The following is a 23992-nucleotide window of genomic DNA, read 5'->3' on the forward strand; positions in this document are numbered from 1 at the left end:
GTTTCTCGGCATGCCGTCGAAGGGAAAAGGACTCGTGCCGCGGCTGGACGACGGCCAGCCGCCCCTGCCACCTGCCGCGCTACCCGAAGGTGAACCAGCCCGACTGCAACTCGCTGGCGGTGATACCGTTCAGGGTCAGCGTGTTGCCGCCCCCAAGGGCGATCTCGACGTTGCCCCCGGCGTCGGTCGTTGCCGCCGCCTGCAGTTCGGCGAATGTGTCGATCGACGTGCCGTTGGCGTTGGCCGTGAGCTGCACCCGGTCGCCGGCCGCGCCGTCGAAGTCGGCCACCACGTCGACCCCGTTGCTCTTCTCCACGACGATCAGGTCGGCGCCGCCGCCGCCGGACATCGTGTCGTTGCCCAGGTTGCCGTACAGCGTGTCGCTGCCGAGGCCGCCGATCAGCAGGTCGTTGCCCTGGCCGCCGAACAGTGCGTCGTTGCCCTGGCCGCCGAAAAGGGTGTCGGCGCCCAGGTTGCCGTACAGGAAGTCGTCGGCGAAGTTGCCGTACAGCAGGTCGGCGTCCTGGCCGCCGTAGACGATGTCGGCATCCTGGCCGCCATACAGCGTGTCGGTGCCCTGGTTGCCGTACAGCAGGTCGTCCTGCTGGTTGCCGTAGACGAGGTCGTTCTCGGTGCCGCCCCACAGACTGTCCAGGCCGGTGCCGCCGAACACGCTGTCGGCGCCGCCGTCGCCGAACAGGCTGTCGTTGCCGCCGCCCGAACCGATGGTGTCGGCGCCGTCGCCGCCGTACAGGGTGTCGTTGCCCTCGCCGAGCGAGATGAACTGCGCGTTGTCGTCGCCGGTCGCGTAGTTGTCGCCGGATCCGCCGGTCACCGTGGCGTTGCCGATGATCGACGCAAACTCGACGTTGTCGAGCTGCAGGACCTTGCCGCTGATCGACCGCATGTCGATCACGAAGGCCTCCGACTGGCTGCCCCCGGTGGTGCCGGTGATGACGATCGGGTCGTCGGTGGTGACCCCGGAGCCCTGGGTCGGGATGATCGTCCGGATGTCCAGCGCGGTCGTCGAGGCGAGCCGTGTCAGGAAGGTCTGGGCATTGCCGACGAGGCCGGTTTCGCCCGTCGAGCCGCGGGTCTGGATGGCGGTGATCAGGGTGGTCACCGCATCGGTGCCGGACTGCGCGGCGGCCGGTCCCTCGGAGCTGATGCTGACCGCCGGCGGCAGGGTGGCGGTGACGATGTTGCCGTTGTTGCCGGAGTTCTCGACGATCGCCGCACTGCCCGCACTGGTTCCGTTGTTGGTGATCGTCCGCGCGCCACCGGTGGTGTTGCTCGACGTGGTGTCGTTGACGACGAGCGTACCGCCGCCGCCGCCGCCGCTGTCTCCGCCACCGCCACCGCCACCGCTGACCGGCGCGGTGATCGTGATGGTGGTGTTGCCGCCGGCGACGCTGGCGCTGAAGGTGCCGGTGGCCGAGCTGACGCCGGTCAGGGTCAGGGAACGGCCGCCGGTCAGGTCGATGGTCGCGCTGGCAGCGGTTCCGTTCAGCGCCGACAGATCGGTGCCGGTGACGACGATTGTGTCGCCGACGGCGAAGTCGGAGATCGTGTCGTTGTTCAGGTCGGCCGACGTACCGCTGAAGGTGTCGTTTCCGGTACCGCCGGCCAGCTGGTCGCCGCCGCTTCCGCCGACCAGCGAGTCGTCCCCGCCGCCGCCGGAGATCGTGTCGTCATCACCGCCGCCGGAGATCGTGTCGGCCCCGGCACCGCCGCTGAGCGCGTCGGCTTCGCTGCCGCCGTCCAGAAGGTCGGCGCCGCCGGCCCCTGTGATGGTGTCCGCCCCGGCGCCGCCGCTCAGCGTGTCCGCGCCGGCGCTGCCGGCGACGGTCTGCGCGCCCGCCGAGCCCGTGACCACGAACCCGTCCTGGGCCGCGTCGCCGGCCGTGAGCGTCTTGCCGCTCGCCTGGGCGGCGGTCAGGGTAACGGTCTGCGCGCCGGCATCGGCAGCGGTCGCGATGGTCTCGATGGCCGTGACCGTGCCGCTGGCGATCGAGCCGGTTGTGGTCAGGGTCACGGTCTCGGTACCGGCCGCGGTCGTGGTGCCGGAGAAGCCGTTCAGCTGGGCCGCCGTCATGGTGACCGACGCGTTGGTACCCAGCGTCAGGTTCTCGATGCCGGTGATGGTGGCGCCGGCGATGTTGGCCCCGGTGCCGAGCGACAGCGTGTCGTTGACCGTGCCCTCGCCGGTGACGGTGCCGGTATAGGCCAGCGTGCCGACGTCGAAGGTAACCGCGTCGGTCGCCGAGGTGGCGCTGACGCTGGTACTGGCGCCTGAGACCGTGACTGTCCGGGCGTTGGTCGAGTCGTCGGCGACCGAGAAGGTCTCGACATTGGCCAGGGTCGCGAAACTGCCGTCGCCGGCGACGTTGATCGTCTCGGTGCCGGCAGCGGTGATCGTGCCGCTGAACTGCGACAGCTGGCCGGCGGCGATCGTGGTCGTGCTGCCGCTGGCCAGGGTCAGGTTCTCGAAGTTCGAGACCGTGGCACCGGAGATGCTCGCTCCGTTGGCCAGCGACAGCGTGTCGGTGTCGGCCCCGCCGTCGAACGTGCCGGTGGAGGTCACGGAGCCGACGCCGACCGAATCGCTGCCGGCGCCGGCCGAGATCGTGTCGGCGCCCGATCCGCCGACCAGGGAGTCGGCCCCGCTGCCGCCGGTGATCGAGAACTTCCCGTCGGTCTCGGCGGCGCCGTTCCAGGTGACCGCGGCGCCGCTGCCAGAGGCGTTGACGGTCAAGGTCTGTCCGCTGGCCACCGTGCCGTCGTGGGTGGTGATGCTCTGGACGCCGGCGGTGATGTTGATGGTCTCGACGTTCGCCAAGGTGGTCGCGCCGAGCGTCACCGTCTGCGTCGCCGAGATGTTCAGGATGTCGGTACCGCCGAGGCCATCGACGGAATCGCCGGCGTTCAGCACGTTGTCCGCGTTCGCCGTGACGGTGTCGGCACCGGAGGTGAGCGTGGGCGCGTCGGTCCCGGTGGTCAGTGTGAAGCTGTTCACCCCGGAGGAGAGCGTGATCGTGGTGTTGCCGCCGGTGAAGCTGGCGCTGAGGCTGCCGCTGGAGATGCCGGTCAGGGTCAGAGACTGGCCGCCGCCGAGGTCGAGCGTGCCGCTGGCGGCCGTACCGTCGAGCGACGACAGGTCGGAGCCGAGGACCACGATGGTCTCGGTGGTGCCGAAGTCCGAGATCGTGTCGCCGTTGAGATTCGCGGCGGTGCCGGCGAAGGTGTCGTTGCCGGCGCCGCCCAGCAAGGTGTCGGCCCCCGCCCCGCCCGACAGGCTGTCGTTGCCGGCGCCGCCGGACAGGGCGTCGGCGCCCGCGCCGCCGACCAGCACGTCGTTGCCGTTGGCTCCGAAGAACAGGTCGTCGCCATCGCCGCCCGACAGGGTATCGTCGCCGACGCCCCCGGACAGCGTGTCGTTGCCGTCGCCGCCCGACAGGACGTCGTTGAGCGAGCCGCCACGCAGGAGGTCGGCCCCGAGGCCGCCGAACAGGGAGTCGTTGCCGTCCTGGCCGAGCATCAGGTCGTCGCCGTCGTCGCCGAACAGCGAGTCATTGCCGGCCCCGCCGGATCCCGTGTCGTTTCCGGCGCCGCCGTAGAGGACATCGGCACCGCTCAGGGCCAGGAGCAGGTCGGCGCCGGTCCCGCCATACATGAGATCGTCGCCGTCGAAGCCGGCCAGCGAATCGTTGCCGTCGCCGCCGTAGAGCGTGTCGTTGCCGGTCTGGCCGGAGATCTGGTCGTTGCCCTCGAGGCCCGACAGGTCGTCGGCGCCTTCGGTGCCGACCAGGGTGTCGTTGCCGGCCGTGCCGGTGAACGACGCCAGCAACCCGGGATAGGCCGCCCGCGCCGTCGGAGCGAAAACCGGCTCGGCTGGCGCGCCCTGCCTGTACAGCGCCCAGTCGCCGCCGAGCGCGGCAGCGCCGACCGGACCCGGTGCCGCCGCCACCGCGACGTCCAGGTCGGCCTCCAGGCGTTCGATGAAGCGGCGTCCGGCCGGTCCCGCCGTCACCGAGCAGCCGTACAGCACGACCGAAGCGCCCTCGACGAGCGCGGAGGCGATTTCGGCCAGCGTTCCCGGCCGCTGCGCCAGCGCGGCCGAGTCGACCCGCTCGCCGGCCAGGTGCAGCGCACCCGGCTCGCCATGGCTGAGGATGTGCAACGCGGCGACACCACGGCAACCGGCCAGCCGGGCGGCGACCTGTTCGAGCCCGCGCCCGCCAGGGGCGAGGCGAAGTACCTCGACCCCGGCGCGTCGGCCGTCCAGCAGGACGTCGGCATCGGCGACCGCCGGATCGACGATCAGAAGCTCCACGGCCGACACGGCCTGGGCGTTGGGCAGGCGCACGCACTCCGATTCGGTATCGGTCATGATTCGAGGTTCCCGCCTAGGGTCAGCCGATCGGAGACCCGAATCCACGCCCGCTCCGCGACGCCGAGAGCGACCGGCGTTGCGGCGGCAGATGGATTTCTCCGACTGCGTGACGGAATGCGTTGTTGTCGGTAACCGGCATCGCCGGGTCCCCCGACCGGGCCTAGCCGCAACTGGTATTCTCAGTCGATGCGCGTCTGCCCGGTCGGTCGATCAGGCGGGGCGTCGACTTCGCTGTGATATTCGATTCGGACCTATTAAAAATCTATTACGTAAAATTCCATATATTGACCTGCCCGTTCGATGGCGAACCCCAGGCCTCGACGAGATCGCGTAGTGGCCGCCGCCGACTTAGACGAGGTACAGGAACGGCGCCATCCCGGCGAGGATCGTCAGGACGCCGCCAGCCAGCTCCGGGCCTCGCCGGCATACATCGCCCCCGGGTTGCCGCGCACGGTGGTGCGCCACATCCGCCGGCTGTGGGCATCGGCGTCGAACCAGGTCGCCGAATGGATGGTGCAGCGGTTGTCGTAGACGATCAGGTCGCCGGCCGACCAGTCCTGCACATGCACGAAGCGCGGGTCGGTGTAGTGCGACATCAGCTCGTACACCAGCTTGGCGCCGTCGCCGTGCGGGCCCTTCTCCATCCCGTGGACCGGCCCCTCGAACCAGTCGAGCTGGCCGGCCTCGCAGAGATACAGGGCCGGCTCGCCGGTCACCGGGTGGATGCGCACGATCGGCTGGCGCTGCGGGGTGTCGCGCGGGTCGAGTGCCGGCGCCGGGCCGCCGGCCAGGGCAGCCTGCTCGGAGCGGCCGCGGCCGGGCGACACGTGGATGGCGTCGAGCCCGGCGATCCGCGCCTTCATCGCGTCCGGCAGCGCCGCATAGGCGCCGATGCCGTCGGCGTACAGGGTCTGGCCCTGGCCCTTGGGCACCGGGGTCTCGGCGTAGAACAGCGAGATGTCCGGCGGCGGCCGGCGGTAGCTCTGGTCGGTGTGCCAGCCGCGGCGGTGCGGGAACTGCACCGGCAGCCTTCCATCCGCCGTCAGTTCCGGCTCCGGCCTGGCCGGCACCCGCGGGGTCGCCGGCGGCACGTTGGAGACCACCAGGATCTCCGGCACGTCCGGGTGGATGTTGTTCCGCGCCGTCGTGGTCTCGGTGTAGTCCTCGACCTCCGGCCCGAACACCCGGCTGAGCCGGACCAGCAGTTCCGGTTGCGCGGTGACGGCGTGCATGCCGGACATCACCAGCAGGCCGTGGGCGGCGTAGAACGCCGTGAGGAAGCGATCGGGGGCGGCCTCGATTGCGGCAATCGCGGGCTCGGTGGCGGCTCCGGCGGGGAACTCGGCCCGGGCGCCGAAACCGGTGCCCGACAGCGGATGGATGCGAGCCGCCCGGTTGGTCTTTGGCATGTGGGCCTCTCCCGGGGAACGACCGATTAGGAGGATGATGTAGCCGACTGGAGTGTCCTGTCGATCCGGCACGGGACCCGATCGAAGGCGATGATCCGCGCACGTGAGCCCTACAAGGTTCCGTACCGCGCCGGCGCCTCGTGGTCCGTGTGCCGCCTTGGGGGGCGGACCGCCGGGCAGGTCGGGCGCAACGGTCAGAGAGCGATCCGGTCTCTCATCCGGCCATTGGTCTTGAGATGGCTGGCAACCTCTCTGCGTGCCCGGTTGAGAGCCTCGATCAGCCTCCGCCTCAGAGTCGCTCTGTCGGGACCGGCCAGCCCCTGCTCGTAGCGGAGCAGGATGTCGGGAACTTCGACGATACCCAGATTGCCGAGGAAGCCCCGCATCGAATGCGTCAAGTCGGCGAGCGCCGCATCCGGCTGATCGTCTGCGATCCCTTCACTCAGAACCGTTGCGCGCTCGATCGCGTCGACTAGCATTTCCAGGGCCTTCCGATTGCCCAGGATCGCCGATACCGACTCGACGCATCGCCAGTCGATCGGATTCGACGAGAGCATCGTCTCCGGGGCTCGGCGCTGGCGCCGGGCGGATGCGATCATGTCGAGAAGATCGGGCCAGACGATCGGCTTGGCGGCGCAACCGTCGAACCCTTCGCTCACGTATTCCTCTACCTGCTCGCGCATGGCATTGGCGGTCAGGGCTATGATGCTGGTGCCTTCGACGAGCCGGTCCTGCCGCAATTGGCGGATGACGTCGATTCCATTCATCTCCGGCATCTGGATATCCAGGAGAATGACGTCGAACTGTCGCTTCCGCGCAAGTTCGATGGCGGCGCGGCCACTACTGGCGACTTCGACATGATGACCGTAAGCAGTCAGCATCTCGTTGATCAGATCGCGGTTGATGGCATTGTCGTCGACGACCAGGATCTCGGTCGGATCGGAGCGATCGGCGACTGCCGGCGTCGCCAGTTCGGACACGTCGGCGGAAGCGTGTTCGGGCAGCTCGATCTCGAACCAGAAGCGGCTACCCGACCCCTCGCTCGAGTCGACGCCGATCCGGCCTTTCATCGCATCCACCAGCCGCTTGCAGATCGATAGACCGAGCCCGGACCCGCCGGAACTGCGAGCCCGCCACGTGGCGATCTGCTCGAACGGCTGAAACAGCAGGTTCTGCTTGTCGGCTGGAATGCCGGGACCGGTATCGGTCACGTCGAAATGCACGATGTGCCGGCCACTGCCCTGGCCGACGGTCCGCACCGCGAGATTGACATTGCCGGTGTCGGTGAACTTCACCGCATTGCCCAGCAGGTTGATCAGGATCTGTGACAGTCGCATCGGATCGCCAACGAACTGCTTCACCGATTCCGGCGGGAGATCCAGGGTCAGGGCCAGGCCCTTATCATCGGCCTGCGGGCGGATCGTTGCCAGGGCTTGCTCGGCCACCGCCGCGAGGCCGAACGGTATCGATTCGAGCGTCAGGCGCCCGGATTCCAGCCGCTCGGAGTCGAGGATGTCGTTGATGATCCCGAGCAGCACCCGGCTGGCACCTTCGGCAACGCCCAGATGGCGCCGAACGGTGGCAATATCCTGTGCATTCCTGCACAGGTCGTGCATGCCCATGATCGCGGTCAGCGGCGTGCGGATCTCGTGGCTCATCGTCGCCAGGAAGTCCGACTTCACGCGGGCCAGCCGCTCGGCGTCGTCGGTCCGGCTCTTCAGTTCCACGTTCAGCGCTTCCAGATGACGGGCATGCGCCCGGCGCAAGTGCGCGTCCCGCCGGATCGCCAGCACCACAGCCACGATCATGACCAGCAGCAAGGCCGAGATGCCGGCGGTCACCACGGCGAGTTGCTTCCAGTAGTGCAGAACCGAGGCGAGGGGCCGGGACGACGAGATCACGAGATTGCCGTCGAAGAAGCGATGTGCAACGGCGATGCGCGCTTCGCCCGTGAACACATTGACGAATGTCCCGCTCACCACCCCTGTGGTCGAGTCCGCGACAGCGCGGAACAGTTCCGCGTTGGCCAGGCTGCCTCCGACGTCGCCGGGACGCGCCGGGAACCGGTCGATCAGCGTGAACCGGCTGTCCAGCAACGTCAGGTAGTCGGCGTTGTCCGGACTGACATGGCTGGCGACGCCGAGCAGGTTGACGTTGATCACTGCCGAGATGATGCCGGCAAGCTTCCCGTCGCGGATCATCGGCTTCGACATCGAGATCTGCCAGAGCCCGTCGACGGCATTCTGGACCGGACCGGAGAGATACCGTTCGCCGGCCCCGCCCCGGATCCAGTGTGCGATATAGTCGCGCTCGGCGAGGTTCACGGCCGGCGGCACGACGGAGCGCGACGAGTATCTGACGGTTCCGTCCGTGGCGAACATGCCGATGACTCGTACCAGCGGAACGGCTTCGGCGGACGTCCGCAGCGTGTCGTGCGCGCGCCGTGCCGTGATGTCGGATTCGAGCAATACGCGAGCTGAATTGTCGAGCAGCAACTCCACGATCTGCAGCCGTCCCTGGGTCAGGCGTGCGATGTTGCGGACCGTGGCGTCGATGTGTACGAGTTCCCGGTCAATGATCTGATTCTTCAGTGGGAAAAATACATAATAGTTTGTTGCAAGAATACCCGAGATCATCAGCGAAAATATGATGATGTTTGGCGTTCGACCGCTCAGCATATGACGTTACTTCTCCAGGAGAATCCTGTTCGGCGATGCGATTGGATGATGTGGCTGATCTTGGGTGAAGTTGCTTAAAATTTTCTTAAACCGGTCAATGGTTATTGGCTTCGGCAGGACGCAGCGCAGATCGATTCTGTGGCTCTGCGCAAGCGACGCGGCGAGCCGCAGGTACTCCCAGTGGACGCTGGTCAAGGCGATGGGAATGCGCAGCTTCCTCTCGACCATCGCGGCGATGAATTCGAAAGCGTCCTTGCGCGGTGTGACCACGTCGACCAGGGCGAGGTCGAAATCTTTCAACTTGTCGTGATCGAGAGCGTCGGCGACATTCCAGAACTGAACACACCGCCAGCCGGCCTGGTTCGTGGCGGCCCCCAGGATCTCGGCGAGATACCGATCGTCTTCGACAATGGCGAGGCAAGGCATCAAGGCATCTTCCCGGTGGTGATTGTCTTCGGCCGGCGGTTGCCGGTCCTCGAGGGCCAGCGGCGTGCTTCGGCCACGACCCGTGCATCCGTCAGGCCGGCGCGCACTCGCTCGATGGATGTAATCAACCGATGCAGATCGCTGCACTTATGTGATCGCCGAAAGGTTATCAACTACGGGTTTACCACAGTCGGCCATGCGATCGGCTTGATATCCTCACGGCGGCCGGCTGTCTCACCTCGCTCTTGTCGGAGCTCGTCCCACGGTTATCCTCGGTGCCATGGTCGATGCGACTGCCGCTCTTCGCCAAGTCCGGATCGTGCTGACCGTGCGTACGCCGGGCCGAGGCTTCACCGAGATCACCCGCGACATCGAGGGCTTCGTGCACGGGTCCGGCATGTCCGCCGGGCTGCTGACGGTGTTCCTGCGCCACACCTCGGCGTCGCTGCTGATCCAGGAGAACGCCGACCCGGACGTGCGCCGGGACCTGGAGACGTTCCTGGCGAAGCTGGCGCCCGACGATCCGCGGCTGTACCTGCACGGCGCCGAGGGGCCGGACGACATGCCGGCGCATATCAGGAGCGCGGTGACCCAGACTTCGCTGTCGATCCCGGTGGCCGGCGGGCGTACCGTTCTCGGAACCTGGCAGGGAGTCTACCTGCTCGAACACCGCACGGCCCCGCATCGCCGCGAGGTCGTGCTCCACCTGATCGGAGCCTGAGATGGGCCAAGCGCCGAACACCCTGAGCGCCGTCGAGGCGGCACGCCGCATCGAGGCCGGCACGCTGACCGTCGAGCAGCTGGCCGAGGCCTGCCTGGCCCGGATCGCCGAGCGCGAGCCCGAGGTCGGGGCCTTCGCCCATATCGACCCCGAGGCGGTTCGGGTGGCGGCGCGGGCATCCCGCGCCGACGGCCCGCTACGCGGGCTGCCGGTGGCGGTCAAGGACCTGATCGACACCGCCGACCTGCCGGCCGAGTACGGCTCGCCGATCTGGGCCGGCAACCGCCCGACCGAGGACGCCGCCGTGGTGACCCGCACCAAGGCCGCCGGCGGGCTGATCCTGGGCAAGACCGTCACCACCGAGTTCGCCTGGCGGACCCCCGGCAAGACCCGCAACCCGCACAACCTCGCCCACACCCCCGGCGGCTCGTCGAGCGGCTCGGCGGCGGCGGTCGCCGACTGCATGGCGCCGCTGGCCTTCGGCACCCAGACGGCGGGTTCGGTGATCCGGCCGGCGGCCTATTGCGGCGTCGTCGGCTTCAAGCCGACCTTCGGCACCCATGACCGGCGCGGCGTGAAGCTGCTGGCCGAATACCTCGACACCGTCGGCTGCTTCGCCCGCTCGGTCGAGGACATCGCGTTCTTCGACTACGCCCTGCGCGGCGAGACCATGCCGCCGCTCGACGGCTTCGACGGCGCGCCGCCGCGGCTCGGCATCCACGTGCCGTTCGCGGACAGGATCGACGACGACGCGGCGGCGGCGCTCGAACGCGTCCGGATCGCCGCCCAGACCGCCCGGGCCTCGGTGGTGGCGCTGGTCGACTGGACCGCCTACGAGGCGATGGACGAGGTCCATGCCACGGTGATGACCGCCGGTGCCGCGCGGGCGCTCGCCTGGGAATACGACAATGCCTACGACCAGCTCAGCGAGTTCTACCGCGAGACCCTGACGGCCGGCCGGGCGATCGACGACGCCGCCTACTACGACGCCCAGGGCAAAGCCGACAAGTTCCGCAACGAGGCGGCGGCCCGGCTCGACGGCCTCGACGCGATCCTGACCGTGCCGGCCTCCGGCGAGGCGCCGGAAGGCATCGGATTCACCGGCGACCCGATGTTCAACCGGATCTGGACCCTGCTGCGCTGGCCCTGCGTGACGATCCCGGCCGGCCGCGGCTCGCACGGCCTGCCGGTCGGGGTGCAGATCGTCACCGGCTACGGCGAGGACGCCCGCGCGCTGGCGGTGGCGTCGTGGCTGGAGAAGGCGATGAAGGCGGTGGAGTGACAGTGACGATGCCCGTCGCTCCGTGGGTCCCGGACAAGCCGAGCTGCGCTCGCCTTTCCGGGATGACGTCCAATATTTCTTTGTCGTCATCCCGGCCGTAGCGGCGGAGCCGCGGAGAGCCGGGACCCAGCGGGTTGCGCCGCCGTCATCCACCAAGTCGGATTTTGCCAACCAAGGAGACACCCGCATGCGCCTGCAGACGATGACCTGGATGGAGGTCGAGGCCTACCTGAAGGAGCAGAAGGGCATCATCGTGCCGATCGGCTCGACCGAGCAGCACGGCCCGATCGGCCTGATCGGCACCGACGCCATCTGCCCGGAGGTGATCGCCGGCCGGGCCGCCGAGACCCTGGGCTGCATCATCGGCCCGACCATCTCGGTCGGCATGGCGCAGCACCACCTGGCGTTCCCGGGCTCGGTCGCGCTGCGCCCCAGCACGCTGATCCTGGTGATCCGCGACTACGTGCTGTCGCTGGCCCGCAACGGCTTCGAGCGCTTCTATTTCCTGAACGGCCACGGCGGCAACATCGCCACCACCCAGGCGGCGTTCAGCGAGATCTACGCCGAGACCAGCCTGAACCCCGGCTGGGGTCGGCCGCACATCCGCTGCAGGCTGGCCAACTGGTTCGGCTTCCCGCCGGTCACCGCACTCTGCAAGGAGCTGTACGGCGACCGCGACGGCAGCCATGCCACCGCGTCCGAGGTGGCGGTCACCCAGTTCGCCTGTCCCGAGCACATCAAGTCGGTGCCGATGGAGCCGGCGCCGCCGCGGCCGCGGGCGTTCCTGGACGCCGACGACTACCGCTCGATCCACCCGGACGGCCGGATCGGCGCCGACAGCTTCCTGGCCACGCCCGAGGCCGGCGGCCGGCTGGTCGCCACCTCGGCGGCGTCGGTGGTCGAGGACTACGCGGCGTTCATGAAGGAGACCTGAGGCGATGGCGGTCGGTAGCGACGGGGTGGGCGGCGACACGGTGAAGGTGCGGGTCTGGGATCGGCCGACCCGGGTGTTCCACTGGGCCCTGGTCGCCGCGGTCGCCGGGTCCTGGTACACCGGCGAGAACGGGCCGACGGACTGGCACGAGCGCTTCGGGCTGGCGATCCTGGCGCTGCTGGCGTTCCGGCTGCTCTGGGGCTTCGTCGGCGGCCGCACCGCGCGCTTCGCCGACTTCGTGCGCGGCCCGGCGAGTGCCTTGCGCTACCTGCGCGAGACCCTGGCCGGCCGCCACCCGCTGCATCTCGGGCACAACCCGCTCGGCGGCTGGTCGGTGCTGGCGCTGCTGGCCGCGCTGGCGGTGCAGGCCGGCATGGGGCTCTTCGGCACCGACGAGATCCTGTACGAGGGGCCGCTGTACGGGCTGGTGAGCGAGGGGACCGCGATCCGGCTGACCGGCTGGCACTATCAGTTCTTCAACGTCGTGCTGGCGCTCGCGGCGATCCACGTGACCGCCGTCCTGGCCTATGCGCTGCTGCTGAAGACCGACCTGGTGCGGCCGATGATCACCGGCTGGAAGAAGCTGCCGGCCGAGCAGGCGCCGGAGCATATCGCCCGGACGCCGGCCTGGATCGCCCTGGTGCTGTTCGCCGGCTGCGCCGTGGCGGCCTGGGCGATCACCCTGGTCGGCTGAGCCCCGGGGCCGGCCGGGTCAGGCGCCGTAGGGCGGCTTGGTGTAGCCGCGCGGCGACAGGGTGAAGATCTCCACCCCGGTCTCGGTGACCCCGACCGAGTGCTCGAACTGCGCCGACAGCGACCGGTCGCGGGTGACCGCGGTCCAGCCGTCCTCGAGGATCTTCACGGCGTATTTGCCGGCATTGATCATCGGCTCGATGGTGAAGAACATGCCCGGCTCCAGCACCGGGCCCTCGTCCGGGTGGCCGTAGTGCAGGACGCTCGGCGGGGCGTGGAAGCTGCGCCCGAGGCCGTGGCCGCAGAAGTCGCGCACCACCGAGAAGCGATGGCCCTCGGCATACTGCTGGATGGCGTGACCGATGGCGCCCAGGCGCACGCCCGGCCGGACCGCCTCGATCCCCAGCATCATGCTGTCGTAGGTGACCTCGACCAGCTTCCTGGCCTTCACCGGCACCTTGTCGCCGACCAGGTACATGCGGCTGGAATCGCCGTGCCAGCCGTCGAGCACCACGGTCACGTCGATGTTCAGGATCTCGCCGTCGGCCAGCTTCCGGTCGCCCGGGATGCCGTGGCAGACCACGTGGTTGATCGAGGTGCAGATCGACTTCGGGAAGCCCTTGTAGCCGAGCGGTGCCGGCACCGCGCCGTTGGCCAGGGTCATGTCGTGGCACAGCCGGTCGAGCTCGTCGGTGGTGACGCCGGGCGCGACATGGTCGGTGATCATGTCGAGGATCTCGGCGGCGAGCCGCCCGGCCTTGCGCATACCCTCGAAATCATCGGGGCGATGCCGGATGATCTGGCGTGCCTCGGCCAGGGCTTCGCGCATTCACTTCACTCCAACGGGAAAGTCGATCCCCCAATCTGCGCACGGGGGCTCCGCAGGTCAAGGTTTCGGGCGCGGATTCCCGCGGGTCGGGGGGTGGCCGACGCCGTGCGTGTGGGTGGGTTCCGGAGCCGGCCGCTCGCGCGTCCTCTCCGGAATGACGGATGGGTGGGGGTGCACAACACCCTATCGTCATCCCGGAGGGGCCCGGACTTGATCCGGGGCGGCTCCGGGATCCACCCGCCGCCCAGGGCGGCCGTCGCTATCCCAGCACCGAGAACGAGCTGTCCGGGTTGATCCGGCGGCGGCGCGAGAAGGTCGCGGTGTCGACGGTATGGTCGACGTTGGCCAGGCGGAACGGCATCGCCACCGCGTCGTGGTCGCCGCCGGCCTCGACATGTTCGATCAGCCGGGCCATCAGGCGGCCGGCGCCGGGCGCGTTCTTGAACTGGTTCCCGCTGCTGCCGACCGCCATGTAGAAGCCGTCGACGCAGGACCGGTCGTAGACCGGGATCCAGTCGTCCGACACGTCGTACAGGTCGACCACGCCCTTGGGCCGCGGCGACACCGCCAGCGACGGCACGCGCTGGGCGAACCGCAGGGCTTGGGTCACGGCCTGGTCGCTCAGGTCGCGGTCGAAGCCGTCGGGGTCGACGACCTCGCGCGGGTCGCAGTCCGGGTCCTCGCTGCCGACCAGGATGTGGTTGCCGGTCTCGGGGCGCACGTAGCAGGCGATGTCGCTGTCCGACACCACGATGCCTTGGCGGGCGACGTCGAAGCCGGACGGGGCGTCGACATGCACGACCTCCTGGCGGACCGGTTTGGTGGTGATGGTCATGTCGCGGTCGGCGCCGGCCATGGCATTGATCCGGCTGGAATGCGGGCCGGCGACGTTGACCACCACCGGGGCGGCGATGCGGGTGCCGTCGTCCAGCACCACGCCCTGGACGCGCCCGCCGGACACCGGGATCTCGACCACCGCCCGGTTGAACAGGAAGCGCCCGCCGGCCGCCTCGGCGGCGCGCTGCAGGTTGTGGCTGGCGAGCTGCGGGTCGTTGACGTAGCCGGCGGTCGGGAAGAACACCCCGCCCTGCAGGGCACCGCCGGTCGGCTGGCCGAAGCCGGGGTCGTCCTGGCGCTTGGCCGGCCAGTAGCGCTTCAGGTCGTAGATCGGCAGGGCGGCGCGGATGCGGTCGGCGTCCCACTCTTCGAACGGGATGCCGAGCCGCGAAACGTTGTCGACGATCCGCGCCAGGTCGGCGTTCTGCCCGGTCTTCATCACCAGGCAGCCGCATTCGCGGAACTCGGCGTAGCCGCGCTCGTCGGCGGCGCCCAGGTAGTCGCCCCAGCGCTTCCAGTCGAAATAGGAATCGTAGGCCAGCGCGGTGCCGTCGACGGTCGAGTAGTGCACCCGGACGATGGCGCAGGAGTTGCCGGTCGAGCCGTAGCCGGCGGCCGGCAGGCGGTCGACGTTCAGCACCTTGCGGCCGGCGCGCGCCAGTTCCAGGCCGACGGCGGCGCCGATCACCCCGGCGCCGATGACGACGGCGTCACAGCTCTCGGTCATCTTCTCCTCCTCACACGATGACGGGCAGGGGGGAGCGCAGCGTGATGCGCTCGGGCGTGATCGCGCAGTCCCAGGCGATCGCCTCGACGCCGGCGGCCACCGCCCGGGCCAGGCCCTCGGCGTAGCGCCGGTCGATATCGGCGGCCGCGACCAGCCGGTCGCAGTCCATGCGCTGCACGCAGAACATCATCACCGCGCGGTGCCCGGCGGCGACCATCGCCGCCAGCTCCTCCAGGTGCTTGGCGCCGCGAGCCGTGACCGAGTCCGGGAACTCGGCGGCCCCCGGGTTCGGCCCGTCCATGCGCCTGAGGTGCACGTTCTTGACCTCGACGTAGCAGGGGCCGCGGGCCGGGCAGTCGAGCAGCATGTCGACCCGGCTGTTGGTGCCGTAGCGCACCTCGCGGCGCAGGGTCGGGTAGCCGGCCAGTTCCGGCACGACGCCGGCGGCGATCGCCTCGGCGACGATGGCGTTCGGCCTGCCGGTATGGATGCCGACCAGGCCGCCGTCGGCTTCTAGCAGCTCCAGGGTGTGCGGCAGCTTGCGCTTGGGGTCGTCGGACCGCGACACCCAGGCGCGCAGGCCCGGGGCGTTCAGTCCGGTCATGGCGCCGGGGTTCGGGCAGTGCGCGGTGACTACCTCGCCGCCCAGGTCGATGTCGGCGAGGAAGCGCTTGTAGCGCCGGATCAGGCGGCCTTCGAGGAGCGGGCGGGGCAGGTCCATGGGCGGCACCGTACTGCCCGGCCGCGACCCGCGCCACCCGGTCCGCGAGACTACGGTGTTCATCCGAAGACTACGGGGCAATTGCGACGGGCCGCGGGCGCCCGTCGCATCGTGGGTCCCGGAGCCAGCCGCTCGCGCGGCTTCTCCGGGTTGACGTTCTCAATACATCGTCCGTCATTCCGGAGGGGGCGCGCGAGCGCCCGGCTCCGGAACCCACACACCGCGCCGAGATGTGTGTTCCGAAAGCCCCCGACGGCGTCCCGGTCAGGCGGTGCCGGTCCGGATGCTCCCGACGAACTCGGAGACCTCGCGCTCCAGGGTGTCGGTCGAGGCCGCCAGCTCGCCGCACATGTGCAGCACCTCGGCGGCACCCTCGCCGGTGCGCTCGGACGCCGCCGAGACCTTGGCGATGCCTTCCGACACCTGGCTGGCGCCGGACGCGGCCTCCTGGGTGTTGCGGGCGATCTCCTGGGTGGTGGCGCCCTGCTCCTCGACCGCCGAGGCGACCGCGGTGTTCATCTGCTCCAGCGACTGCACCACCTCGGTGATCGCCTTGATGGTCTCGACCGCGTCGCGGCTGGCCGCCTGGATCTCCTCGATCTGGGTGCGGATGTCCTCGGTCGCCTTGGCGGTCTGGCTGGCCAGGCTCTTCACCTCCGAGGCCACCACCGCGAAGCCCTTGCCGGCCTCGCCCGCCCGGGCGGCTTCGATGGTGGCGTTGAGCGCCAGCAGGTTGGTCTGCTCGGCGATGTTCTGGATCAGCGTCAGCACGTCGCCGATCTGCTGGGCGGTGGCGGCCAGCGCCTGCACCCGGCCGTCGCCGCGCTCGGCCTCCTCGCTGGCCTGGCGCGACATCGCCGCGGCCCGCGACACCTGGCTGCTGATCTCGTTGACGGTCGCGGCCAGTTCCTCGGCGGCGGCCGACACCGCCTGAACGTTGGTGCTGGACTGCTCGGACGAGCCGGCCACCACGGTCGCCTCGGACCGCGCCTCGTCGGTCGCCTGGCTCATGGTCTCGGCGCGCCGGCGCACCTCGTCGACATGCTCGACCAGGGTCTTCACCAGGTTGCCGACCGACTGCTCGAAGCGGGCGGCCAGTTCGTCCATCGCCCGCTTCTTCTCGTCCTCGGCGCGACGGTCGGCCTCGGCCTGCTCGGCCTCCATCCGGCGCATGCGCTGGGAGTTCTCCTTGAAGACCTGCACCGACTTGGCGATGTCGGCGATCTCGTCCGACCGTCCGAGACCCGGCACCTCGACGTCGAGGTCGTTGTCGGCCAGCCGGCGCACGGCGGTCGCCATGTCGCGGATCGGGCCGGTCAGGCGGCCGCCGAGCAGCACCGTCAGGCCCCCCAGCACCACTACCACGGCCACCGACAGCAGGATCATGGCGTTGCGCATCCGGTCGACCGCGGCGAGCGCCTGTTCCTCCGGCTGGGCTGCCACCACGAAATAGGGATGCCCGGCGATCTGCAGCGGCGCATAGGCCGCCAGCAGGGTCCCCGTCATGGGGTCCTCGACCGTCATCTGCCCCGCCTCGCCGGCCGCGAAGGCCGCCTGCAGCTCCGGTGCGACGGAGTACTCGAGCGCCTTGGCGCCGTCGCCGACCACGCGGTTCGAGCGGATCACGCCGTCGGCGCCGACCAGAGTGTTGTCAGCCGGAGACCCGTCGGCTTCCTCGCCGCCGATGGCCTTGGCGATCTTGTCGGCGGACATCCGGAAGATGATCGCGGCGATCGGCGGCTGGCCGTCGGCCATCGTCGACAGCCGGTACACCGGCTGGGCCCAGAACGCCGAAACCTTGTCGTCCGCGCCGGCGTCATAGCCCTGGAAGTCCTGGAAGTCGTGCTCGCCCTGCGGCAGCTGCAGGGCGGCGCGGGCGGCTTCGGTCAAAGGGCCGGCGCCGATCTCGTCCAGGGACTTCAGGAAGCCGTCGGTCTTGGTGATCGAGTAGATGATGCGTCCGTCCGGCAGCACCAGATAGGCGTCCGAGATGTCGGAGCTGCGCCATAGCGACAGGAACGAGGCGTGCAGCCCGGCATGCCGCCAGGAATACATGCCCTTCACGCCCTCGCCAGTGATCTCGGCGCGCTGCTCACGGTTGAGCTCCGGGTTCATGTAGAACGCCCGGACCGTGTCGACCTCGTCGGCGTCGATCGCCACGATCAGGCTCTCGATGCCCTGGAAGACCGCCTCGCTGCGGGACATGCCGTCGAGGTCGTTGGCGGTGGCCTCGAGCGAGCGAGCCAGCTGGTCGCGCTTGGTCTCGGCAATGAAGCCCAGCCGGTCGACGGCGCTGTCGTAGAGCGCATCGCGGCTCTGGACGTAGCCCAGCACGCCGATCAGGGCGCACGAGATCAGGCTGAGCAGAACCGCGATTAGCGGCACTTTGACTCGCAAGGTCATTCGAGGGTCTCCCTTTCCGCGATCCGCTGGCGGGGCGGTGGCGGTTCATATTCTGCTGTCGGTTCTGGGGCGACGCCCCAGAATGTCGAGCGTTTTAGACAAATCAAAGGTTGAATTCTGTTCCGTGCAGACTGTGCAGCGATTGTCTACACGCTGGGGTTAACAAGGCGTTACCAAATCTTTGCCGGCTTGACTTGCGGCCGGCCGGCGGCTCCCATCGCGCGGTCTTCCGAACGCCGCATCCGGAGCCGTCTTCCATGTCCGACCAGACCGTGACCGCCGCCCTCTGCATCATCGGCAACGAAATCCTGTCGGGCCGCACGCAGGACAAGAACCTGGGCTATATCGGCGAACGGCTGAACGCGCTCGGCATCCGGCTGGCCGAGGTCCGGGTGGTGCGGGACGACGAAGGGGCGATCGTCGAGGCGGTCCGCGCCCTTTCCGAGCGCTACACCTATGTGTTCACCTCCGGCGGCATCGGCCCGACCCACGACGACATCACCACCGCCTGCATCGCCAAGGCTTTCGGGGCCGCCGTCGAGCGCAACCCGGAGGCCATGCGGCGCCTGACCGCGCACTACGCCAACACCGGAATCGACTTCAACGAGGCGCGCCGCAAGATGGCCGACATCCCGGTCGGGGCCGAACTGATCGACAACCCGGTGTCCGCCGCCCCCGGCTTCATCATCGGCAACGTCCACGTCCTGCCGGGCGTGCCGCGCATCATGCAGGCGATGTTCGAGGGCCTGACCGGGCGCCTGACCGGTGGGGCGCCGGTGCTGTCGCACACGGTCGCCTGCACGATCGGCGAGGGGACGGTGGCGGCCGGGCTCGGCGAGATCCAGGGGCGCTATCCGGACGTCGAGATCGGCAGCTATCCGTATTTCCGGGCCGGTCATTTCGGCACGTCGCTGGTGCTGCGCTCGGCCGATGCCGACCGGCTGGCGGCCGCCTCCGAGGAGGTTCGCGCGCTGGTCCGGTCGCTCGGCGCCGAACCGATCGAGGCGGATCCGGCCGCCGAGACGACCGTCGCCGGGGGGGCCGTGGCATGAGCCTGGTCGAGATTACACAGGACAGCGGGGTCGCGACCGTTACCCTGTCGCGCCCGGAGAAGCGCAACGCCCTGTCGAGCGACGCGGCGCGGGCCGTGGCCGCGGCGTTCCGGGAGCTGTCGCGGGACGACGCGCTCCGGGTGGTGCTGCTGAACGGCGCCGGGCCGAGCTTCTGCGCCGGAGCCGACGTTCGCGAGATGGCCGGCCTCGACCCGGTCTCGGCCGAGGCGTTCATCCGCGGCCTGCACCATGCGATCGCGGCGGTCATGGACTGCCCGGTGCCGGTGGTGGCGGCGATCCAGGGCACCTGTGTCGGTGCAGGCCTCGAGCTGGTGGCCGGCGCCGACCTGCGGATTGCGGCCGACGACGCCCGCTTCGCCATGCCCGAGGTGCTGGTCGGCGTGCCGTCGGTCATCGAGGCGGCACTGCTGCCGCGACTGATCGGGCGCGGCCGGTCGGCCCGCCTGGTGCTGACCGGAGAGGTGGTGGGCGCCGCGCTCGCCGAGCGCTGGGGACTGGTCGAGGAGGTCGTGGCGACCGGCGAGCTGGCGGCGCGCGCGGCGGCACTGGTGCAGAGCATCGCCGAGGCCGACCCGGCGGCGGTGCGGGCGCAGAAGCTGCTGTGCCGGCAGTGGGACACGCTCGCGCTGGCCGACGCGGTCGAGGCCAGCGTGGCGGTGTTCGCCGCCAGCTTCACCACCGACGTGCCGCGCCGCAGGATGGCCGCGGCGCTGGAGCGGCGGGGGTGAGACGGGCTGCGGCGCCGATCCCGCTACTGCTGCTGCTCGTTGCCGGCGGGCCGGCGGCCGCCGCGTCCCTCGACGGTATCTGGGGGGTGGCGCAGGGTGACGCGGTGAATTGCTCGGGCACTAACGTCGTGGTCCTGCGCGACGGACGCTACACCAAGGCACAGCTCGACCTCGGCACCACCAAGGGGCTGCGGGACGTTGTCATCGGCACTGCGGCCTATTCGTTCGACGGTGTCCGGCTGGTGGTCGCGCCGTCGCTGTCGCTGTCGCGCCCGGAGCCGCGGCAGGTGTTCGACTGGGACCCGGTCGGCCAGGTGCTGGTGCGCGTCGAGCCGGCGCCGCGCCTGACCTACCGGCGCTGCCCGGACCGTCCGCTCAGGCCCCTCGATGACTGAGGCGGCGGCGCGAGACTTCGGCCCGGGCAAGGGTTCCGGATTGATCGCAAACGGCGATTCGGCATAGGAATGCTCATGGTGCCGCACGCCGTTCCCCTTGACGTTGCCTGGATGATCGTCGCGGCCGGCATGGTCTTCGTGATGCAGGTCGGCTTCTGCGCGCTCGAGGCCGGTTTCGTGCGGGCCCGCAACACGATCAACGTGGCCGCCAAGAACCTCATCGACTTCTGCGTCGCCGGGGCGGTGTTCTGGGCCTTCGGCTTTGCCCTGATGTTCGGCTCAGAGCGGCCGCCGGAATCGGCCGAGAGCATCGGCTGGCCGGCCGCGTTCTTCCTGTTCCAGCTGATGTTCTGCGGTACCGCGACCACCATCGTCTCGGGCGCGGTCGCCGAGCGTATCCGCTATGTCGGCTATGTCATCGTCTCGGCGTTCGTCGCCGGCGTGATCTATCCGATCGCCGGCGGCTGGGCCTGGGCCGGGGCCGACGGCGGCCCCGCCGGCTGGCTGGAGGCCTTGGGCTTCGTCGATTTCGCCGGGTCGACGGTGGTGCATTCCATCGGCGGCTGGGTGGCGCTGGCGGCGGTGCTGATCATCGGGCCGCGGATCGGCCGCTTCCAGGACGGCGGCATGACGCCGCAGCCGCACAGCCTGCCGCTCGCCGCCATCGGCGCGATGCTGCTGTGGTTCGGCTGGATCGGCTTCAACGGCGGCTCGACCCTGGCGTTCGACGGCCGGGTCGCACCGATCATCGTCAACACCATGCTGGCCGGCTGCTTCGGCGGCCTGGCAGGGCAGGGAGTCGCCGCCGTGCTGTCCCGCAGGGCCCGGGTCGACGCCCTGCTGAACGGCATCCTCGGCGGACTGGTGGCGATCACCGCCAGCTGCCATGCGGTCGACGCCGGGGAGGCGGTGGTGATCGGCGCGATCGGCGGCGCCCTGGTCCCGCCGGGCATGCTGCTGCTGGAGCGCCTGCGGATCGACGACGCGGTCGGGGCCATCCCGGTCCACCTGTTCGCCGGGGTGTGGGGCACGCTGGCAGTCGCCCTGTTCGGCGACCCCGAGATTCTCGGCCGCGGCTGGCTGGAACAGCTCGGCATTCAGGCCCTCGGCGTGGCGAGCATCGGCGGCTTCGCCTTCGGGGCCACCTACGTCGTCCTGCGGGCGATCAACCTGGTGTCGCCGCTCAGGATCTCGGCCGACGGCGAGCGCATCGGCCTGAACGCCGCCGAGCACGAGGCCTCGTCGGCGATGCAGGACCTGATCGTCTCGATGGAGGACCATTTCCGGTCGGGCCGCATGGACGACCCGATTCCGGTCGAGATCGGCTCCGAGGTCGAGCCGATCGCCCGGCAGTACAACCGGGTGGTGGCGCGGGTGCGGGCCGATACCCGGCGCATGGAGCAGTCGGTCGAGGCGCTGGCCTCGGCCAAGTCGGAGGCGGAGGCCGCCAACCGGGCCAAGAGCGCGTTCCTGGCCAATATGAGCCACGAGCTGCGGACCCCGCTGAACGCCGTCATCGGGTTCTCCGACCTGCTGGGCAACGAGCCGTTCGGCAAGCTCGGCGACACCCGGTACAAGACCTATGCCGAGGACATCCGGATGGCCGGCGAGCATCTGCTCACCCTGGTCAACGATCTGCTCGACCACTCCCGCATCGAGGCCGGCAAGGTCGAGCTCCACGAGGTCGACGTCGACGTCCGGGCCGTCATCCGCCGGGTCGGGAGGATGATGGAGGACCTGGCCCGCAGCCGCGGCCTGACCCTGGAACTTCATGTCGACGACAACCTGCCGCGGCTGCGCGCCGACGAGCGGCTGGTCCGGCAGATCCTGCTGAACCTGGTGTCGAACGCGGTCAAGTTCACCGAGAGCGGCGGCCGGGTCGAGGTGGTCGGACGGGTGGAGCCGGACGAGCGGATCGCCCTGGTGGTCGCCGACACCGGCATCGGCATGGACCGCACCGACATCGCGCGGGCCATGGAACCGTTCGTCCAGCTCAACGACCGCTACGACAAGTCCTATGGCGGCACCGGGCTCGGCCTGCCGCTGGTGAAGTCGATGGTGCGGCTGCACGGCGGCACCCTGACCATCGACTCGATCAAGGGCCACGGCACCACGGTCAGCGTGCGGTTTCCCGACGAGCGCACCATCCGCCCGGCGACCGAGGCGGCGGCGGACTAGGCTCCGATACCGCCGGCCCGTCTCGCGGCGCGCATGATGCCGTCAGGCGGGTTGCCGGGACGCGGCCGCCGACGCCGCGGCCAGCATGAAGGCCAGCTCGACCGCCAGCAGGTTCGGGATCCAGGAGCTGTAGGCCAGCAGCGGCGACAGCTCGACGTATCCGCCGAAGCCGAGCGCCTGGAACAGGACCAGCTGCAGGCGCAGCGTCACCGCCCCGAAGGTCAGCGCGAAGGACCGGATCATCCAGCGCCGGTGCGCGGTGAAGTCGCGCTGCATCGCCAGGCGCCAGCCGGTCAGCGTGGTGTACAGCCAGACCGCCGCCAGCACCGAGAATCCGAAGCCCGCGAGGCGGCCGCCCTCGGCGTCCGGCGCGATCCACAGCGCCGCCGCTGCGCCGGCGACGCAGGCCGCCACGTACATCCGGCCGCTCCAGCGGTGCAGCCCCGCCGCCCGCCGCCGCAGGCCGCCGACGAACTGGAAGCCGCCGAGGATCAGCGCCAGGGCGGCGGCCGCGGCGTGGGTCACGAATATCCAGCCGTTCGCCACCATCGAGGCGCGGATGCCGTCCCCGGCCATCCGCGGGTCGCCCGCGAGGTAGCGCAGCGAGGCGAGGCCGACGACGAGCGAGAGCAGGACGGCCAGCCAGAAGCCGGCGGCGGCGAGAACCGGGTGGACACGCAGGGTGGCGGTTCGGGGCATCACGTTCCTCCGTCAGCGGCGAGCGGTGGGTGTTCATCGTTAACTGTTCAATGAACACTGTTCGACGACAAGTAATGCGCTATGGTCGTCGCGTCAACCGTCTCCCCCCGTTGGATTCCGACCGATGACGACATCCCCGGCGCGACGCCCGCCCGCCCCACGCCCGCCCACCCGGACCCGCAAGCCGCGCGGCCAGGGGCACGAGCGCGTCGAGGAGATCCTGGATGCCGCCAAGGCGCTGTACGGCGAGGGCGGGCACGCCGCGGCGACGACCCGGCGGATCGCCGCGCGGGTCGGGGTGTCGCAGACCGCGCTGTACACGCATTTCCCGGACCGCGACTCGATCCTGGAGGCGGTCTGCGAGCGGGCGTTCCGGGACCTCGACGACCGGCTGCTGGCCGCCGAGTCGGCGGCGCCGTCGCGTGCCGGGGTGTTCCGGGCGGTGCTGCGGGCCTACCTGGACTTCGCCCTGTCGGTGCCCGTCGAATACGACCTGATGTTCATGTCGCACCGCCAGGCGCCGGTCCGGCTGCCCGCCGTCGGACTGCACGCCTTCGAGCGGTTCCGGGGCCAGGTCGCGGCCCTGATCGCCGAGGGCCACCTGCGGCCGGGCGACCCGGGCACGGTGGCGCAGGCGATCTGGGCGGCCCTGCATGGCCTGGCGGCCCTGCAGATCGCCCGCCCGGGGTTCCCGTGGGCGGACCGTGGCGTGCTGGTGGACACCCTGGTCGACGGCCTGGCGCGCGGCTTCGCGGCGGATCCGGGCGATCCGTGATGGTGGTGGCCCCGGCGGGAATCGAACCCGCACGCCCGAAGGCTCGCGATTTTAAGTCGCGTGCGTCTGCCAGTTCCGCCACGGGGCCGCC

The 23992-nt window shown here is 69.9% G+C and carries 18 protein-coding genes and 1 tRNA gene; 9 read left to right on the forward strand and 10 right to left on the reverse strand.

Annotation, left to right across the window (positions count from 1 at the left end):
• Positions 1-79: 79 nt before the first annotated feature.
• The 4 genes from RIC31_RS09810 to RIC31_RS09825 all read right to left on the reverse strand — a co-directional run bounded on the left by RIC31_RS09810 (position 80) and on the right by RIC31_RS09825 (position 9053).
• The gene (locus RIC31_RS09810) at positions 80-4390 is read right to left on the reverse strand and encodes a DUF4347 domain-containing protein (protein ID WP_350105905.1); all 4311 of its coding nucleotides are present in this window, start codon (positions 4388-4390) and stop codon (positions 80-82) included.
• Positions 4391-4782: 392 nt separating this feature from the next.
• On the reverse strand, positions 4783-5802 hold the full coding sequence (locus RIC31_RS09815) for a TauD/TfdA dioxygenase family protein (protein WP_350105908.1): 1020 nt from the start codon (positions 5800-5802) through the stop codon (positions 4783-4785).
• Between the two features lie 194 nt (positions 5803-5996).
• On the reverse strand, positions 5997-8480 hold the full coding sequence (locus tag RIC31_RS09820) for a hybrid sensor histidine kinase/response regulator (protein WP_350105911.1): 2484 nt from the start codon (positions 8478-8480) through the stop codon (positions 5997-5999).
• Positions 8481-8486: 6 nt separating this feature from the next.
• Positions 8487-9053: a response regulator gene (locus RIC31_RS09825; protein ID WP_350105914.1), complete on the reverse strand. Its 567-nt coding sequence runs from the start codon at positions 9051-9053 to the stop codon at positions 8487-8489.
• Between the two features lie 181 nt (positions 9054-9234).
• Here RIC31_RS09825 and RIC31_RS09830 point away from each other — a divergent pair, with 181 nt between their 5' ends.
• From RIC31_RS09830 to RIC31_RS09845, 4 genes are all read left to right on the forward strand, one after another.
• Positions 9235-9627, forward strand: a complete 393-nt coding sequence (locus RIC31_RS09830; protein ID WP_502990116.1) for a secondary thiamine-phosphate synthase enzyme YjbQ — start codon at positions 9235-9237, stop codon at positions 9625-9627.
• A gap of 1 nt (position 9628) precedes the next feature.
• Positions 9629-10909, forward strand: coding sequence for an amidase (locus RIC31_RS09835; RefSeq protein ID WP_350105920.1), 1281 nt, complete (start codon positions 9629-9631; stop codon positions 10907-10909).
• Positions 10910-11096: 187 nt separating this feature from the next.
• Complete coding sequence (locus tag RIC31_RS09840) at positions 11097-11843, forward strand: creatininase family protein (RefSeq protein ID WP_350105923.1); 747 nt, start codon at positions 11097-11099, stop codon at positions 11841-11843.
• 4 nt (positions 11844-11847) lie between these two features.
• Positions 11848-12537: a cytochrome b/b6 domain-containing protein gene (locus tag RIC31_RS09845; RefSeq protein WP_350105926.1), complete on the forward strand. Its 690-nt coding sequence runs from the start codon at positions 11848-11850 to the stop codon at positions 12535-12537.
• 18 nt (positions 12538-12555) lie between these two features.
• Here RIC31_RS09845 and map read toward each other — a convergent pair whose 3' ends face one another.
• The 4 genes from map to RIC31_RS09865 all read right to left on the reverse strand — a co-directional run bounded on the left by map (position 12556) and on the right by RIC31_RS09865 (position 18053).
• Positions 12556-13365 (reverse strand): type I methionyl aminopeptidase, encoded by an 810-nt coding sequence (map, locus tag RIC31_RS09850; protein WP_350105929.1) that lies wholly within the window; start codon positions 13363-13365, stop codon positions 12556-12558.
• 259 nt (positions 13366-13624) lie between these two features.
• A complete protein-coding gene (locus RIC31_RS09855) occupies positions 13625-14929 on the reverse strand; it encodes an NAD(P)/FAD-dependent oxidoreductase (protein ID WP_350105932.1) in 1305 nt (434 codons plus the stop codon).
• A 10-nt stretch (positions 14930-14939) separates the two neighbouring features.
• Positions 14940-15650 (reverse strand): DNA/RNA nuclease SfsA, encoded by a 711-nt coding sequence (gene sfsA, locus RIC31_RS09860; RefSeq protein ID WP_350105934.1) that lies wholly within the window; start codon positions 15648-15650, stop codon positions 14940-14942.
• Between the two features lie 264 nt (positions 15651-15914).
• A complete protein-coding gene (locus RIC31_RS09865; RefSeq protein ID WP_350105937.1) occupies positions 15915-18053 on the reverse strand; it encodes a methyl-accepting chemotaxis protein in 2139 nt (712 codons plus the stop codon).
• A 257-nt stretch (positions 18054-18310) separates the two neighbouring features.
• Here RIC31_RS09865 and RIC31_RS09870 point away from each other — a divergent pair, with 257 nt between their 5' ends.
• From RIC31_RS09870 to amt, 4 genes are all read left to right on the forward strand, one after another.
• Positions 18311-19105 carry a competence/damage-inducible protein A gene (locus RIC31_RS09870; protein ID WP_350105940.1) on the forward strand — a complete coding sequence of 265 codons (795 nt, stop codon included), beginning with the start codon at positions 18311-18313 and terminating at the stop codon, positions 19103-19105.
• The gene (locus RIC31_RS09875) at positions 19102-19854 is read left to right on the forward strand and encodes an enoyl-CoA hydratase-related protein (protein WP_350105943.1); all 753 of its coding nucleotides are present in this window, start codon (positions 19102-19104) and stop codon (positions 19852-19854) included. Before RIC31_RS09870 ends, RIC31_RS09875 begins: the two co-directional genes overlap by 4 nt.
• Entirely contained in the window at positions 19851-20249 is a 399-nt protein-coding gene (locus tag RIC31_RS09880; RefSeq protein ID WP_350105946.1) for a hypothetical protein, read from the forward strand. Before RIC31_RS09875 ends, RIC31_RS09880 begins: the two co-directional genes overlap by 4 nt.
• A 75-nt stretch (positions 20250-20324) precedes the next feature.
• On the forward strand, positions 20325-22427 hold the full coding sequence (gene amt, locus RIC31_RS09885) for an ammonium transporter (protein ID WP_350105949.1): 2103 nt from the start codon (positions 20325-20327) through the stop codon (positions 22425-22427).
• Positions 22428-22469: 42 nt separating this feature from the next.
• Here amt and RIC31_RS09890 read toward each other — a convergent pair whose 3' ends face one another.
• The gene (locus tag RIC31_RS09890; protein WP_350105952.1) at positions 22470-23126 is read right to left on the reverse strand and encodes a DUF2306 domain-containing protein; all 657 of its coding nucleotides are present in this window, start codon (positions 23124-23126) and stop codon (positions 22470-22472) included.
• Positions 23127-23250: 124 nt separating this feature from the next.
• On the opposite strand from RIC31_RS09890, the gene RIC31_RS09895 reads away from it, so the two are divergent.
• Complete coding sequence (locus RIC31_RS09895; protein ID WP_350105955.1) at positions 23251-23901, forward strand: TetR/AcrR family transcriptional regulator; 651 nt, start codon at positions 23251-23253, stop codon at positions 23899-23901.
• A 3-nt stretch (positions 23902-23904) separates the two neighbouring features.
• Here RIC31_RS09895 and RIC31_RS09900 read toward each other — a convergent pair.
• Positions 23905-23989, reverse strand: a tRNA-Leu gene (locus RIC31_RS09900).
• Positions 23990-23992 lie beyond the last annotated feature (3 nt).

The organism is Thalassobaculum sp. (genome assembly GCF_040219615.1).
Taxonomy (GTDB): domain Bacteria; phylum Pseudomonadota; class Alphaproteobacteria; order Thalassobaculales; family Thalassobaculaceae; genus Thalassobaculum_A.